The 15,575-nt window shown below is 65.9% G+C and carries 15 protein-coding genes; 1 reads left to right on the top strand and 14 read right to left on the bottom strand.

Annotation, left to right across the window (positions count from 1 at the left end; genetic code table 11):
- Positions 1-4: 4 nt before the first annotated feature.
- On the bottom strand, positions 5-928 hold the full coding sequence (locus BLA15945_RS23320) for a histone deacetylase family protein (RefSeq protein WP_011351344.1): 924 nt from the start codon (positions 926-928) through the stop codon (positions 5-7).
- A 43-nt stretch (positions 929-971) separates the two neighbouring features.
- Between BLA15945_RS23320 and mltB the strand changes: the two genes are divergently transcribed.
- A complete protein-coding gene (mltB, locus tag BLA15945_RS23315; protein ID WP_174993470.1) occupies positions 972-2,315 on the top strand; it encodes a lytic murein transglycosylase B in 1,344 nt (447 codons plus the stop codon).
- A 76-nt stretch (positions 2,316-2,391) separates the two neighbouring features.
- Here mltB and cysM read toward each other — a convergent pair whose 3' ends face one another.
- From cysM to pheA, 13 genes are all read right to left on the bottom strand, one after another.
- Positions 2,392-3,294: a cysteine synthase CysM gene (gene cysM / locus BLA15945_RS23310; RefSeq protein WP_059235476.1), complete on the bottom strand. Its 903-nt coding sequence runs from the start codon at positions 3,292-3,294 to the stop codon at positions 2,392-2,394.
- Between the two features lie 213 nt (positions 3,295-3,507).
- On the bottom strand, positions 3,508-3,852 hold the full coding sequence (locus BLA15945_RS23305) for a ComEA family DNA-binding protein (protein WP_059235478.1): 345 nt from the start codon (positions 3,850-3,852) through the stop codon (positions 3,508-3,510).
- 73 nt (positions 3,853-3,925) lie between these two features.
- Positions 3,926-4,918 (bottom strand): ADP-glyceromanno-heptose 6-epimerase, encoded by a 993-nt coding sequence (gene rfaD, locus BLA15945_RS23300; protein WP_174993469.1) that lies wholly within the window; start codon positions 4,916-4,918, stop codon positions 3,926-3,928.
- Positions 4,919-4,982: 64 nt separating this feature from the next.
- Complete coding sequence (gene rfaE1, locus BLA15945_RS23295; RefSeq protein WP_155627164.1) at positions 4,983-5,933, bottom strand: D-glycero-beta-D-manno-heptose-7-phosphate kinase; 951 nt, start codon at positions 5,931-5,933, stop codon at positions 4,983-4,985.
- A 7-nt stretch (positions 5,934-5,940) separates the two neighbouring features.
- The gene (locus BLA15945_RS23290; protein ID WP_174993468.1) at positions 5,941-7,341 is read right to left on the bottom strand and encodes a UDP-glucose dehydrogenase family protein; all 1,401 of its coding nucleotides are present in this window, start codon (positions 7,339-7,341) and stop codon (positions 5,941-5,943) included.
- Between the two features lie 90 nt (positions 7,342-7,431).
- Complete coding sequence (gene lapB / locus BLA15945_RS23285; RefSeq protein WP_059235486.1) at positions 7,432-8,604, bottom strand: lipopolysaccharide assembly protein LapB; 1,173 nt, start codon at positions 8,602-8,604, stop codon at positions 7,432-7,434.
- A 53-nt stretch (positions 8,605-8,657) separates the two neighbouring features.
- Positions 8,658-8,951, bottom strand: coding sequence for a lipopolysaccharide assembly protein LapA domain-containing protein (locus BLA15945_RS23280; protein ID WP_059235488.1), 294 nt, complete (start codon positions 8,949-8,951; stop codon positions 8,658-8,660).
- 208 nt (positions 8,952-9,159) lie between these two features.
- Positions 9,160-9,483 (bottom strand): integration host factor subunit beta, encoded by a 324-nt coding sequence (locus BLA15945_RS23275; RefSeq protein ID WP_006486894.1) that lies wholly within the window; start codon positions 9,481-9,483, stop codon positions 9,160-9,162.
- 22 nt (positions 9,484-9,505) lie between these two features.
- Complete coding sequence (rpsA, locus tag BLA15945_RS23270) at positions 9,506-11,218, bottom strand: 30S ribosomal protein S1 (protein ID WP_059236854.1); 1,713 nt, start codon at positions 11,216-11,218, stop codon at positions 9,506-9,508.
- 142 nt (positions 11,219-11,360) lie between these two features.
- The gene (gene cmk, locus BLA15945_RS23265) at positions 11,361-12,047 is read right to left on the bottom strand and encodes a (d)CMP kinase (protein WP_174993467.1); all 687 of its coding nucleotides are present in this window, start codon (positions 12,045-12,047) and stop codon (positions 11,361-11,363) included.
- A 13-nt stretch (positions 12,048-12,060) separates the two neighbouring features.
- On the bottom strand, positions 12,061-13,365 hold the full coding sequence (aroA, locus tag BLA15945_RS23260) for a 3-phosphoshikimate 1-carboxyvinyltransferase (protein ID WP_059235492.1): 1,305 nt from the start codon (positions 13,363-13,365) through the stop codon (positions 12,061-12,063).
- A gap of 13 nt (positions 13,366-13,378) precedes the next feature.
- The gene (locus BLA15945_RS23255; protein ID WP_174993466.1) at positions 13,379-14,305 is read right to left on the bottom strand and encodes a prephenate dehydrogenase; all 927 of its coding nucleotides are present in this window, start codon (positions 14,303-14,305) and stop codon (positions 13,379-13,381) included.
- Positions 14,306-14,489: 184 nt separating this feature from the next.
- A complete protein-coding gene (gene pheA, locus BLA15945_RS23250) occupies positions 14,490-15,572 on the bottom strand; it encodes a prephenate dehydratase (RefSeq protein WP_059235495.1) in 1,083 nt (360 codons plus the stop codon).
- Positions 15,573-15,575: the final 3 nt, after the last annotated feature.

Here is a 15,575-nt window from a genome sequence, read left to right as displayed (position 1 = left end):
GGAATCAGATACCGGCCAGCACGCGCAGGTGCGCGACGACGCTGCGCCCGAGCGCGGACAGGTTGTAGCCGCCTTCGAGGCAGCTCACGATGCGGCCCTGCGCATGCCGGCGTGCCACGTCGACGATCTGCGCGGTCAGCCATTCGAAGTCGGCCTCGACGAGGCCGAGGTTGCCGATGTCGTCCTCGCGATGCGCGTCGAAGCCGGCCGACACGAACAGCATCTGCGGCTTGAACGCGTCGAGGCGCGGCAGCCAGAACATGTCGACGGCTTCGCGGATCGCCATCCCGTTGCTGCGCGCGGGCATCGGCAGGTTGACCATGTTCGGCGCCTGGTGATCGACGCCCGAGAACGGATACAGCGGATGCTGGAAGAAGCTGCACATCAGCACGCGCTCGTCGTTCGCGAACGCGGCCTCGGTGCCGTTGCCGTGGTGCACGTCGAAATCGATGATCGCGACGCGCTCGAGACCGTGTACGTCGAGCGCATGCCGCGCGGCGATCGCGACGTTGTTGAAGAAGCAGAAGCCCATTGCGCGCGCAGGTTCCGCATGGTGACCGGGCGGACGCACGCCGCAGAACGCATTCGCGTAGCGGCCCTCGATCACCGCGTCGGTCGCCGCGATCGCGGCGCCGGCCGCGCGCAGCGCCGCGCGCCACGTATCGCGATTCATCAGCGTATCGGGATCGATCTCGACGTAGCCGTCGACCGGCGTCATGCTCCGGATGTAGTCGATGTGCGCCTGCGTATGCACGCGGCCCAGCGCGACCTCGCTCGCGAACGGCGCGGTTTCGTGCACGATCAGATCGTCGATGCGGCTCGCAATCAGTTGATCCTGGATCGCCGACAGGCGGGCCGGACATTCCGGATGCCATTCCCCCATCTCGTGCAGCATGCAGTCGGGGTGCGTATAGAAAGCGGTTGCCATAAGCTGTCATCCGCGGCGCACGGTGCGCCGCAGGTCTCCATCAATGATGTCCATCGTCTGCCGCGAATTCGCCGCTAACTTACCACAACGGGGGCCAGCTTCGTCCCGGCACGCCGGATGCGTCGGGTATACTGCGCCGAACCCAATCGCCCTGTCCGCCCGCTTCGACATGAATTCCAGCAAGCCTGCCGCCCTTCTCTCCGCGCTGTTCCGTGTTCGCGCGCCGCTCGCCGTCGCTGCCGTCGCGGCGACCCTCGGCATCGCGCCTGCCGGCGCGCAGACGCAGCCCGCGAAGCCCGCCGGCACGCTCGTCGCACAGGCCCAGCCGCAACAGCCGGTGCCGCAAGGCCAGACCTTCGAAGAGGAAATCGTTCCGCAGCGTTACGCGAACAATGCGAAGGTCGACACGTTCATCGACGAGATGGTGAGCCGCAACGGCTTCGACTCGGCGAGCCTGCATGCGCTGTTCTCGCGCATCAGCTACTCGGCGACGGCCGTCAAGCTCGTGAGGCCCGCCGCATCGCCGACGGTCAAGAACTGGCGCGTCTACCGCTCGCGTTTCATCGAGCCGATCCGCATCAACGCGGGCGTGAAGTTCTGGAAGGCGAACCAGGCAACGCTGCAGCGCGCGTCCGAGCAGTTCGGCGTGCCGCCCGAGGTGATCGTCGGCATCATCGGCGTCGAGACGATCTATGGCCGCTACATGGGCAATTTCCGCGTGCTCGACGCGCTGACGACGCTCACTTTCGACTACCCGGACACGCCGAATCGCGACAGCCGCCAGGCCACGTTCCGCAAGAACCTCGAGGACTTCCTGGTCTGGACCCGCGACAACCAACTCGACCCGACCACCGTGCTCGGCTCGTATACGGGCGCGATCGGGATCCCGCAGTTCCTGCCGAGCAGCATCCGCGAGTATGCGGTCGACTTCGACGGCACGGGCCATGTCGATCTGCGCAGCAGTCCTGTCGATGCGATCGGCAGCGTCGCGAACTACCTGAAGCAGCACGGCTGGGAAACCGACCGCCCGGTGGTCTGGCAGATCACGCCCGACACGGGCAGCCTGGGCATCGCACAGGCCGCCGCCGACGGCCAGCCCGAACCGCACTGGGCGCTATCGCAACTGCTGCGCGCCGGCATGACGCTGAACGAGCCGACGGTCAACATCACGACCGAAGCCGGCACGCCGGTGACCGTGGTCGATTTGCCGTCGCCGGGGCGTGCGACCGAGTACATGCTCGGCCTGAAGAATTTCTATGTGCTGACGCGCTACAACCGCAGCTTCTTCTACGCGCTCACCGTGTACCAGCTCGGCGAAGCCGTGAAGGCGCAGATGGAGGCGACCGGCGCGCTGCAACCCGCTGCTACCCAGGCACAGTCGCAGTAAGCACTGGCCGCCCAAAGAAAAAGCGCCGCACAAGCGGCGCTTTTTTATTGCCGGCGCGCGACGCGCCAGCCGATGTTCAGGCAGGAAACACGCCCGTGGACAGGTAGCGGTCGCCGCGATCGCAGACGATGAACACGATCGTCGCATTCTCGACCTGGCGTGCGATGCGCATCGCGACTTCGCATGCGCCGCCCGACGAAATGCCCGCGAAGATGCCTTCGACGGCCGCCAGCCGGCGCGTCATCGTTTCCGACGCAGCCTGGCTCACATTCTCGACGCGGTCGATGCGGCTGCGATCGAAGATGGTCGGCATATACGCTTCCGGCCACTTGCGGATGCCCGGAATGCGCGAGCCGTCTTCCGGCTGCGCACCGATGATCTCGATCGCCGGATTCTGTTCCTTCAGGTAGCGCGACGTGCCCATGATCGTGCCCGTCGTGCCCATTGCCGACACGAAGTGCGTGATGCGCCCTTCCGTATCGCGCCAGATCTCCGGCCCCGTCGCTTCGTAGTGCGCAACGGGATTGTCGGGGTTGCCGAACTGGTCGAGGATCACGCCCTTGCCTTCGCGCTGCATCTGCTCCGCGAGGTCGCGTGCCAGCTCCATCCCGCCCTTCACCGGCGTCAGGATGATTTCAGCGCCGTAAGCCGCCATGCTCTGACGCCGCTCGACCGACAGGTCCTCCGGCATGATCAGCACCATCTTGTAGCCGCGGATCGCCGCTGCCATTGCGAGCGCAATGCCCGTGTTGCCGCTCGTCGCCTCGATCAGCGTATCGCCCGGCTTGATGCGCCCGCGCGCCTCGGCCTTGCTGATCATCGACAGCGCCGGACGATCCTTCACGGAACCGGCCGGATTGTTGCCTTCGAGCTTTGCGAGCACCACGTTGTTGCGCGCGCGAATCTCGTCGTCCGGCAAGCGGACCAGTTGCACGAGCGGCGTGTTGCCGATCGTGTCTTCGATAGTTTTGTAAGCCATGGGTATACCGTGAGTACGAGGCCGATCAATCAATCGATTGTAAACCAGCACCGCCGCTCGCGCCGGCAACCCCTTCACCGCGATGGAATACGCGTGCCGCGCGATTCGCGCTTGCCGCGCACGCCGCATCACGCAAAAAACCCGCGGCATGCCGCGGGAAGCCGTCGTAACGACGGCGACTGAAGGAGCCTTTTGTCGGTCGCGCGCGACGCGTTACTTCTGTGCGGTGCGGGCCGGTGCGGCGGCAGGCTTCGCGGCCGCCGGCTTGCCTGCGGCCTGCTGGGTCGCGCCTGCGCCGGCCGTACCGATCGTCAGCCCTTCCTGCTGGAGCCGCTCGACGGTATGCCCGCCCATTCCCTTCACGCGCGCGGTGAGATCTTCCGCATTCCTGAACGGACCGCGTGCGCCGCGCTCGTCGACGATCGCCTTCGCACGCGCCGGGCCGATGCCCTTGATGCCGATGAGCGCATCCTCGTTCGCGGTGTTGACGTCGACGGCAGCCCAGGCTGACGCGACTGCGCCGAGCATGACCGCTGCGGCAAACCATTTCCTGATCATGTGCTGGATCTCCGAAGAAACCGGCCGGCGGCTGCCGACCGTGAGACCCAGTCTATCGATGCAGCCCTTGCGTTTAAACCTGGCCGGATAGCCAACGAACGTAGCGATCGACACCTTCCTGCACGGTCAGGAACGGTGCGTCGTAGCCGGCCGCGCGCAGTTTCGTCTGGTCGGCCTGCGTGAAGCACTGGTACTTGCCGCGCAACGCATCGGGGAACGGCACGTATTCGATCAGCCCCTGCTCGACCTGCTGCGCGAGCGTCAGCGCCGGCTGGTTGTCGAGCGCGCGCAGCGTGTTCACGACCGTCGATGCGATATCGTTGAACGGCTGTGCACGGCCCGTGCCGAGGTTGAAAATGCCCGACTTCTCCGGATGATCGAAGAAGAACAGGTTCACTTTCGTCACGTCCTCGACCGACACGAAGTCACGCGTCTGCTCGCCCGGCGCATAGCCGTTGTACTCGCCGAACAGCTTGACCTTGCCTTCCGCGCGGAACTGGTTGAAGTTGTGGAACGCGACCGACGCCATGCGCCCCTTTTGCGTCTCGCGCGGGCCGTACACGTTGAAATAGCGGAAGCCGGCGATCTGGCTCTTTGCGCTCGGCAGCACGCGGCGGATCACCTGGTCGAACAGGAACTTCGAATAGCCGTACACGTTCAGCGGCGCCTCGACCTCGCGCTCCTCGACGAAACGCGTCGAGCCGCCGTAGATCGCAGCCGACGATGCGTACAGGAACTGCGTGCCCTGCGCGAGGCAGGCATCGAGCACCGCGCGGCTGTAGCGGAAGTTGTTGTCCATCATGTAGCGGCCGTCGGTTTCCATCGTGTCCGAACAGGCGCCTTCGTGGAACACCGCGCGCACCTTGCCGAAATCGCCGCGCGCGAAGCGCTCGACGAATTCCGTCTTGTCGAGATAGTCGTCGATCTCGCAATCGACGAGATTCCGGAACTTGTCCGCGCGCGTCAGGTTGTCGACCGCGATGATGCGCGTCTCGCCGCGCTCGTTGAGCGCCTTGACGATGTTCGCGCCGATAAAACCGGCTGCGCCGGTGACGATGAGAGTCATGATCGTCCTGCCTGAAAAGTGCGAGCCATTGGTGCGGCGCGCTCGTCGCGCCGCACCAATGGGCTCAGTGAAACAGTTCGTCGTAATCCACCGTGGCCGTGCCGAGCTTGCCGACCACGATGCCTGCCGCGCGATTCGCGAGCACGACCGCGTCGACCAGCGGCACGCCGGCGCCGAGCATCGTCGCGACCGTCGCGATCACGGTATCGCCCGCGCCCGACACGTCGAACACCTCGCGCGCGAGGGCTGGTGCGTGCAGTTCACCGGTGGCGGAAAAAAGCGTCATGCCCTCTTCCGAGCGTGTGAGCAGCAGCGCGTCGATGCCGAGTTCCGCGCGCAGATTCGCGACGCGCGCGCGCAGATCGTCTTCCGACTTCCACTGGCCGACCACTTCGCGCAGTTCCGCGCGGTTCGGCGTGATCAGCGAAGCACCGCGATAGCGTGCCCAGTCGTCGCCCTTCGGGTCGACCAGAACAGACTTGCCGGCCGCACGCGCCTTCTCGATCATCGTCGTGACGTGCGTCAGGCCGCCTTTCGCGTAATCCGACATCAGCACGACGTCGTGCTGCGGCAGCAGCGCATCGAAGCGCGCGAGCCCCGCGAGCAGCACCTCGTGCGTCGGCATCGCCTCGAAGTCGACGCGCAGCAGCTGCTGCTGGCGCGCGAGCACGCGCAGCTTGATCGTGGTCGGCAGCGCCGGATCGCGTTCGAGATGCGGCGTCACGCCGCTGCTGCCGAGCAGCTCGACGATCCGCTCGCCGGGTTCGTCGCAACCGACAACACACAGCAGCCCGGCCTGGCCGCCGAGCGTCACGGCGTTGCGCGCGACGTTGGCCGCGCCGCCGAGCCGCTCCTCCTGACGCTGCACGTGCACGACCGGCACCGGCGCTTCAGGCGAAATGCGATCGACGTTGCCGAACCAGTAGCGGTCGAGCATCACGTCGCCGACGACGAGCACGCGCGAGCGCGCGAGCTGCGCACGCGGCACCGGAACGACTTCGCGAGGAGTATTCATCGTGCGCTCAGCCACGGGAGGACGACTGGGGATCGACATACGGCCGGCCGATCGCGTAGTAGTCGATGCCCAGCTCGGCCATCGCATCCGGCTCGTACAGGTTGCGCCCGTCGAAGATCACCGGCGCCTTCAGCTCCGCCTTCAGGCGCGTGAAATCGGGGCTCCGGAATTCCTTCCACTCGGTCACGATCACGAGCGCGTCCGCGCCCGTGACGGCGATGTCCTGCGTCTCGACGAGATGCAGTCGTGCCAGCGCCGCCGCATCGTCGCCGAAATCCAGCGCGAACACGCGCCGCGCTTCGTCGATTGCGACCGGATCGTAGGCGCGCACGGTCGCCCCGCGTTCGAGCAGTGCGGCGATCAGCCGGCGGCTCGGCGCCTCGCGCATGTCGTCGGTGTTCGGCTTGAACGCCAGGCCCCAGACCGCGAATTCACGGCCGGTCAGATCCGCGCCGAAACGCTGCTCGATCTTGCCGATCAGCACGTCCTTCTGCGCATGGTTGGCCGCCTCGACGGCCTCCAGGATGCGCAGCGGCTGGCCGTTCTCGCTCGCGGTGCGGATCAGCGCCTGCACGTCCTTCGGGAAGCACGAGCCGCCGTAGCCGACGCCGGCATACAGGAAGTGGTAGCCGATGCGCGGATCGGAGCCGATCCCGCGGCGCACGGCCTCGATGTCGGCGCCAACCTTGTCGGCGAGATTCGACATCTCGTTCATGAACGAGATGCGCGTCGCGAGCATCGCGTTCGCCGCATACTTCGCGAATTCGGCCGAACGCACGTCCATGTAGATCGTGCGCTCGTGGTTGCGGTTGAACGGCGCGTAGAGCTTCTTCATCTTCTCGCGCGCGATCGTGCCGGTCTCGTCGTCGTCGACGCCGATGATGATCCGGTCCGGACGCATGAAGTCCTCGACCGCAGCGCCTTCCTTCAGAAACTCGGGGTTCGACACGACCGAGAATCGATGCGCGACGCTGCCCCCGAGCCCCCGCGCGGCAAGCGCGTCGTCGACCACGGCGCTCACGCGCTGCGCGGTGCCGACCGGCACCGTCGACTTGTCGACGATCACCTTGAAGCCCGTCATGTGGCGGCCGATGTTGCGCGCGGCCTCGAGCACGTATTGCAGGTCGGCCGAGCCGTCCTCGTCGGGCGGCGTGCCGACTGCGATGAACTGGATCTCGCCATGCGCGACGCTCGCCTCGATGTCGGTCGAGAAGCGCAGGCGCCCTGCCGCGCGGTTGCGCGCGATGATGTCCAGCAGCCCCGGTTCGTGAATCGGCATCCCGCCGTTGTTCAGGATGTCGATCTTGCGCGGATCGACGTCGAGACAGAAGACGTCGTGACCGATCTCCGCGAGGCAGGCGCCCGTGACGAGACCGACATAGCCGGTGCCGATGATGGTGATTTTCATAGATGTTCCGGTACTTCCCGGTAATTGACTAACTTGGCCGCCGGGACAAGCCCGGCGGCAACCGCAGCGCGTTGGCTCCGCGTGCCGGGATCAGCCCGGCATCGCAGGTTCGACGCGGCGCGGCGCATAGGTTTCCCAGCCGCTGCATCCAGGGCACTGCCAGTAGAAGAGCCGTGCCCGGAAACCGCAATTCTGGCACGTATACCGCGGGAGATTTTTCGTGCGCTGCTTGATCAGCGCACGCATCATTTCAAGTTCCTTACGGCGCGGTTCGTCGGCCGCCGCGATCTGCGCATCGAGCAGGTGCAGCATCCCCGACAGGTTCGGCGACTTCTCCATCTGCGCACGTGCGAGCGTGTGCGCCGCATCCTGACCGCGCAATCCGGCAATGTGCTGGTACGCGATGTCGAGCAGGTCGTTCGACGGATAGCGGTCGACATACCCCATCAGCAGTTCGGCGCCCTCGACGTTCTTGCCGAGCGCCACGTACGCCTTCATCAGCTTGTCGGCGACGAGCGGCAGATACGCGGGGTTCTGCGCCTCGACACGCTTCCAGTGCTCGATCGCGGCCGCGTGATCGCCGGCCGCCTCGGCTGCGTCGCCCGACAGAATCGTCGCGCGGACGTTCTGCGGGTTCACGGTCAGCGCGAGCCGAAGCTGTTCGGCTGCCGCTGCCGCATTCTTGCGCTGCAGCGCGTCCTGCGCGAGTTCGCAGTGAAACTGCGCAATTTCGGTACCGAGCGGCTTGTCGCTCATCGACTCGATGCGCTTCGCGGTATCGATCGACTTGTTCCAGTCCTTCTCGATCTCGTAGATCGTCAGCAGCGCCCGCTGCGCACCGAGCGCGTAGTCGCCGCCGGCGAGCTTGTGGAACGCCTCTTCGGCGCGATCGAGCAGGCCGGCCTTGAGGAAGTCCTGGCCGAGCTCGTACAGCGCGTGGTCGCGCTCGTTGACCGGCAGGTCCGTGCGGCTCAGCAGGTTCTGGTGCACGCGGATCGCGCGGTCGGTCTCGCCGCGGCGGCGAAACAGGTTGCCGAGCGCGAAGTGCAGCTCGACCGTCTCGGGATCGAGCTTGGCGACCTCGATGAACGCGTCGATCGCCTTGTCGGGTTGTTCGTTCAACAGAAAATTCAGGCCGCGAAAATACGAGCGCGGCAGGTTGGCACTCTCCGACAGGAGATTCTTCAGGTCATAGCGTGACGCCGCCCAACCGAGCGCGAATGCGACCGGAATCGCGAGCAACCACCAGAAATCCAGATCCATGCGAAATATCGAAGCAGAGACGAAAACCGCGCGATGATCGCGCGGCGTCCGTGTTAAATGACGGGCGGCATCGGCGGCTGGTCGACGATCGCGGGCGTTTCACGCGCCGCGCGCAGATCGCGCTTCAGACGCCCGTTCTCGAGACGCAGGCGGAAGATCGAAGGCAGCGCGGACAGCAGGCCGGCCAGCAACCCGACGGCGAAGAATGCCAGGCCGATCAGGATCAGCGGCGCTTGCCATGCGTAGCCGGCAACGAAATTCAGCGTCGCGGTTTGCGTATTGGCCAGCGCCAGCACCAGCAGCAGGACGAACACCAATACCCGGATCAGCCAGACGATAAACTTCATGAAGCCCTCTCTTTGTTGAGGTTTGCCGCGGCGCGCGACTCCCCTTCGTCGCACCGAATCGACCCGTATTGTAAAGGAAGCGTTTCCGCGGCTGCGCACATCCTGCGCCAGGCGTTGCGCGGCTGCCGCCGGAAATGAAAAAAGCGCCCCAAGGGGCGCTCTTCTTTTCAGCCTTCGCCGGACAGGTTCCGGGCACACCGAACGACGCTCAACGCTCGTCGTCCGGATCGTCAGCCTTCAGCGGTTCACCCGCGCGGCCGTCGACGCGTTCACGCAATTCCTTGCCAGGCTTGAAGTGCGGCACGAACTTCTCGGGCACCTGCACTTTCTCCCCCGACTTCGGGTTGCGTCCGACGCGCGCCGGGCGACGGTTGAGGCCAAAGCTGCCGAAACCCCGAATTTCAATGCGATGCCCTTTCGCCAGGGCGTCGGACATCGCATCGAGCATCGTTTTCACCGCGAAATCCGCATCCTTGAGGACAAGTTGCGGAAATCGCGATGCCAGCTGCGCGACCAACTCGGATTTGGTCATACTTCAGCAGACCTCGTGAGGCTTACTGGTTCTGGCCGTCGAGCTTCGCCTTCAGCAGCGCGCCGAGGTTGGTCGTACCGGTCGCAGCAGCGCTGGAGTCCGACTGCAGGCCGCGGATCGCTTCCTGTTGTTCAGCCGAATCCTTCGCCTTGATCGACAGGTTGATGCCGCGCGACTTGCGATCGATGTTGATCACCATCGCGTTGACCTTGTCGCCTTCCTTCAGCACGTTGCGTGCGTCTTCGACGCGATCCTGCGAGATTTCCGACGCACGCAGGTAGCCTTCGACGTCGCCCGTCAGCGTGACGACCGCACCCTTCGCATCGACCGTCTTCACGACGCCGTCGACGATCGAACCCTTGTCGTTCATTGCAACGTAGTTGCTGAACGGGTCGCCTTCGAGCTGCTTGATGCCGAGCGAAATGCGCTCCTTCTCGACGTCGATACCGAGCACGATGGCTTCGACTTCGTCGCCCTTCTTGTACTTGCGAACGGCTTCTTCGCCGGTTTCGCTCCACGACAGGTCCGACAGGTGGACCAGGCCGTCGATGCCGCCCGGCAGACCGATGAACACGCCGAAGTCGGTGATCGACTTGATTGCGCCCGTGATCTTGTCGCCCTTCTTGAAGTTGCGGCTGAAGTCATCCCACGGATTCGGCTTGCACTGCTTCATGCCGAGGCTGATACGACGGCGGTCTTCGTCGATCTCGAGGACCATGACTTCGACTTCGTCGCCCAGCTGGACAACCTTCGACGGTGCAACGTTCTTGTTCGTCCAGTCCATTTCCGACACGTGGACGAGGCCTTCGATGCCCGACTCCACTTCGACGAATGCGCCGTAGTCGGTGATGTTCGTGACCTTGCCGAACAGGCGCGTGCCCGACGGGTAACGGCGCGAGATGCCTTCCCACGGATCGTCGCCCAGTTGCTTGATGCCCAGCGAGACGCGGTTCTTCTCTTGGTCGAACTTGAGGATCTTCGCGGTGACTTCCTGGCCAACCGACAGGACTTCGCTCGGGTGACGCACACGACGCCATGCGATGTCGGTGATGTGCAGCAGGCCGTCGATGCCGCCGAGGTCGACGAACGCGCCGTAGTCGGTGATGTTCTTGACCACGCCGTTGACGATCGCGCCTTCCTTCAGCGTCTCGAGCAGCTTCGCGCGCTCTTCGCCCTGGGTTGCTTCGATCACTGCACGACGCGACAGCACGACGTTGTTACGCTTGCGATCGAGCTTGATCACGCGGAACTCGAGCGTCTTGCCTTCGTACGGGGTCGTGTCCTTGACCGGACGCGTGTCGACCAGCGAACCCGGCAGGAACGCGCGGATGCCGTTGACCATCACGGTCATGCCGCCCTTCACCTTGCCGGTGATCGTGCCGGTGACGAGTTCGTTGTTGTCGAGTGCCTTTTCCAGCGACAGCCACGATGCAAGGCGCTTCGCCTTGTCGCGCGACAGGATCGTGTCGCCGTAGCCGTTTTCGAGCGCGTCGATCGCGACGGACACGAAATCGCCCGACTGCACCTCAACCTCGCCCTGATCGTTCAGGAATTCCTCGATCGGAATGTAAGCCTCGGACTTGAGGCCTGCATTGACGACCACGAAGTTGTGGTCGACGCGCACGACTTCGGCGGAAATCACTTCGCCGGCGCGCATGTCTTGGCGGGTCAGCGACTCTTCGAACAGAGCCGCAAAGGATTCGGTATTCGGGGTGGAGGTTTGCAGGTCGGACATAAAAATCTGATTGTGCATGGCTCGCTGTGCCACGCCGGCCGGAATGGCAGGCTGAAAGGGCCAGATCGAAGACCACACGGGGTTAAGGGTTCAAAACACGCTCCGCGCTTGCGGCACGGAGCACCTACCGCTACCCGCCTTCTCAGGCGGGTTGGCCGACTGCCCGGTACCACTGCAGCACCTGGTCGACGGCTTCATCGACCGAAAGTGCCGACGTATCGAGCAGCTCGGCATCTGCCGCAGGCTTCAGCGGCGCGGCTGCGCGATTGCTGTCGCGCGCGTCACGTTCACGAAGATCCCGGAGCAAGTCATCTATATTAGCAGAAAAACCTTTTTGCATCAATTGCTTATGCCGTCTGGTCGCGCGAGCCTCGGCGCTGGCCGTCAGGAACACCTTCAGCACGGCGTCCGGGAAGATCACGGTGCCCATGTCGCGCCCGTCTGCGACGAGGCCCGGCGTCTTGCGGAACGCGCGCTGGCGCGCGACGAGCGCGGTGCGTACGGGCCCGTGCACGGCAATGGCCGATGCACGATTGCCGACCGCTTCGGCGCGGATGTCGTTCGACACGTCGACGCCGTCGAGCTGCGCACAGCCTTCGCGGAACGTGATGTGCAGATCGTCGATCAGTTTCACCAGCGCGTCGATGTCCTCCGCCGCGATGCCGTAGCGCACACTCGCGAGGGCGGCAAGCCGATACAGCGCGCCGCTGTCGAGCAGGTGGAAGCCAAGGTTCGCAGCGACGAGCGCCGCGACGGTGCCCTTGCCGGAGGCGGTCGGGCCGTCGATCGTAATGACGGGAGTCGGGTGAAAGGGTCGGGTCGATTTCATCGGAACAGTCGGGTCAGGCTTTGGCGAGCGCGGCGAAGCGGTCGAAATAGTCGGGGAACGTCTTGCCGACGCACTTCGGATCGTTGATCCGCACGGGCACGCCGCCCAGGCTGACGAGCGAGAAGCACATCGCCATCCGGTGATCGTCGTACGTATCGATCGCCGCGTTCGGCGTGAGCTTTTCCGGCGGCGTGACGACGAGATAGTCGGGGCCTTCCTCGACGATCGCGCCGACCTTGCGCAGCTCGGTCGCCATCGCGGCGATGCGGTCGGTCTCCTTCACGCGCCAGCTCGCGATGTTGCGCAGCGTGCTCGTGCCGTTCGCAAACAGCGCCGCGACCGCGATGGTCATCGCCGCATCGGGGATCAGGTTGAAGTCCATGTCGATCGGCTCGAGCTTGCCGTGGTCGTGGCCGATGCCGCGCACGTCGATCCAGTCGTCGCCCATCGTCACGTTCGCGCCCATCTGCATCAGCGCGTTCGCGAAACCGACGTCGCCCTGGATGCTCGCACGCCCCACGCCTTCGACCCGCAGCGGGCCGCCGCCAAGCGCGCCGGCCGCGAGGAAGTACGACGCGGACGACGCGTCGCCCTCGACCATGATCCGCCCCGGCGAGCGGTAGCGGACGCCGGCCGGCACGACGAAACGCTGCCAGCCGTCGCGCTCGATGGTCACGCCGAAGCGCTCCATCAGCCGGATCGTGATGTCGATGTACGGCTTCGAGATCAGCTCGCCGTCGACTTCGACGACGGTCCGGCCATCCTTCGCCTTCACGAGCGGCAGCGTCATCAGGAGTGCCGTGAGGAACTGGCTCGACACGTCGCCGCGCACGCGGATCGGCGCATCGACCGAAATCGTCGCGGGCTTGATGCGCAACGGCGGATAACCTTCGTTCAGCTCGTAGTCGATCTGCGCGCCGATCTGCCGCAGGCCGTCGACGAGATCGCCGATCGGCCGTTCGTGCATGCGCGGCACGCCGTGCACGCGGTAGTCGCCGCCGTTCACCGCGAGCGCGGCGGTCAGCGGCCGCACGGCCGTGCCCGCGTTGCCGAGGAACAGGTCGGCCGTCTTCGCGGTGAATGCGCCGCGCGTGCCCGTCACGACACAGGTGTCGCCATCGCGCGCGAGCTTCACGCCGAGCTTGCCGAGTGCGTCGAGCATCACGCGCGTATCGTCGGAGTCGAGCAGGTTCGTGATCGTCGTTTCGCCTTCGGCCAGCGCCGCGAGCAGCAGCACGCGGTTCGAAATGCTCTTCGAGCCGGGCAGGCGCACGGTGCCCGATGCGCTGGAGTACGGGCCGAGATCGAGATAGTCCATGGGAATCGTCCTGTTATTTCTTGACCGGTTCGGCAGCGGGCGCACCGCCGCGCTCCTGCCATGCCTTGCGTGCGGCGCGCGAGCGCGTGAACACCGCTTCGAGCGCCGCGCCGTCGCCGGCGTCGATCGCCTCACGCAGCCGCGTGAGCACGCGCGTGTAGCCGTCGAGTTCGTCGAGCAGCGCCGCGCGGTTCGCGACGCACACGTCGCGCCACATCTCGGGGCTCGACGCCGCGATGCGCGTGAAATCGCGGAAACCGCCCGCCGCGTACGAGAATTTCAGTTCCGCGTCGGCCTCGCCGAGAATCTGCTCGACGAGCGCGAACGACAGCACGTGGGGCAGGTGGCTGATCGACGCAAACACGCGATCGTGCTGCCCGGTGCTCATCGTGCGCACGTCGGCGCCGGTTGCGCGCCACATCGCGTCGATGCGCGCGACCGATTCGGGCGCGTTCTCCGGCAGCGGGCACAGCACGACGTTGCGACCGACGTACAGGTCCGGCAACGCGGCCTCGACGCCGCTCGACTCGCGGCCGGCAATCGGATGCCCCGGCACGAACTGCGCGATTCGCGCGCCGAGCGTGTCGCGCGCGGCCGCGACGACATCGGACTTGGTGCTGCCCGCGTCGGTGACGATCGTCGCATCGTCGAGCCACGGCGCGATGCGCGCCAGCAACGGGCCCGTCTGCGCGACGGGCGCGGCCAGCAGCACGAGATCGGCGCCGGCGAGCGCGTCGCGCAATTGCGCGTCGTCGTCGAGCGCCGCTGCGCGGTCGATCACGCCGAGCGACAGCGCGCGCTCGACCGAGCGACGCGAGCGGCCCACGCCGACGATTTCGCCCGCGCCGCCCGGCGCGCGCTCGCGCAACGCGCGGGCCAGCGATCCGCCGATCAGGCCGACGCCGAAGATGACCAGTTTGTTGAATGCAAAGCCTGACACGACAAGAGCCAAGTTATGCGTGCGGCACGACGCCCCGCATGCGGAATTCCAGATTCCGGGCAACGAGCCCGCACCCGGCGCAACCTGCACCGGGTGCCGCCCGAACCCGCCTTCGGCAGCGCCGACCGGCCTGCCCTGCCCGCCTCTCCGTCACCTGCGTGACCCGGCGACGGGCCAGCGCGCCTCAGCGTGCGCTCGGATACGAACCGAGTATCTTCAGGAACGCGGCCTTCTGGCCGAGTTCCGCGAGCGCGGCCGCCACCGCCGCATCGTCGCGGTGCCCTTCGATATCGATGTAGAAGTAGTACTCCCACGTGCCGACGCGCGCCGGACGCGACTCGAAGCGCGTCATCGACACGCCGTGCCGCGCGAGCGGCTCGAGCAGCTTGAACACGGCGCCCGGCTCGTTCTTCACCGACACGATCAGCGACGTCTGGTCGTGACCGCTCTGGCCCGCCGGCTGCTTGCCGACGATCACGAAGCGCGTGCGATTGTGCGGATCGTCCTGGATCAGCGAGAACGCGATCTGCAAACCGTAATGCGCGGCTGCGCGGTCGCCCGCGATCGCCGCGACGGTCGGATCGGCGGCCGCGAGACGCGCGGCCTCCGCGTTGCTCGCCACGGCCTGCCGCTCGAGCTGCGGCGCATTCGCGGCGAGCCATTGCTGGCATTGCGCAAGCGCCTGCGCATGCGCGCAGACGCGCTTCACGCCGTCGAGCGTGCCGCTTTGCGTCAGCAGGTTGTGGTGGATCGGCAATGCGAGCTCGCCGCTGATCAGCAGTTGCGTCTGCAGCAGCAGGTCGAGCGTGCGCGACACGGCACCTTCGGTCGAATTCTCGACCGGCGCGATGCCGAATGCGGACGCACCGGCCTCGACCGAGCGGAACACCTCGTCGATCGACGGGCACGGCAGCCCTTCGATCGACTGGCCGAAATACTCGAGCATCGCCTGTTCGCTGTACGTGCCGACCGGCCCGAGGAACGCGACGTGGATCGTCTGCTCGAGCGCGCGGCTCGCAGCCATGATCTCGCGCCAGATGGCGCTGATGTGCTCGCTCGCGAGCGGCCCGGCGCTCATGTCCTGCAGCCGCGCGATCACCTGCAGCTCGCGCTCCGGCCGGAACACCGGCGCGTTGAAATGCTTCTTGACCTCGCCCACCTCCAGCGCCACCGCGGCGCGCTGGTTCAGGAGCGCGATCAGCTGCGCATCGATCGCGTCGATGCGATCGCGCAGCGGTTTCAGGCGGGAATTCAGTTCGTCGTCCATGCG

Origin of the sequence: Burkholderia arboris, from assembly GCF_902499125.1 — a bacterium.
Taxonomy (GTDB): domain Bacteria; phylum Pseudomonadota; class Gammaproteobacteria; order Burkholderiales; family Burkholderiaceae; genus Burkholderia; species Burkholderia arboris.
Note: the sequence above shows the minus strand (reverse complement) of the source record. Positions and strands in the feature narration are given on the sequence as shown.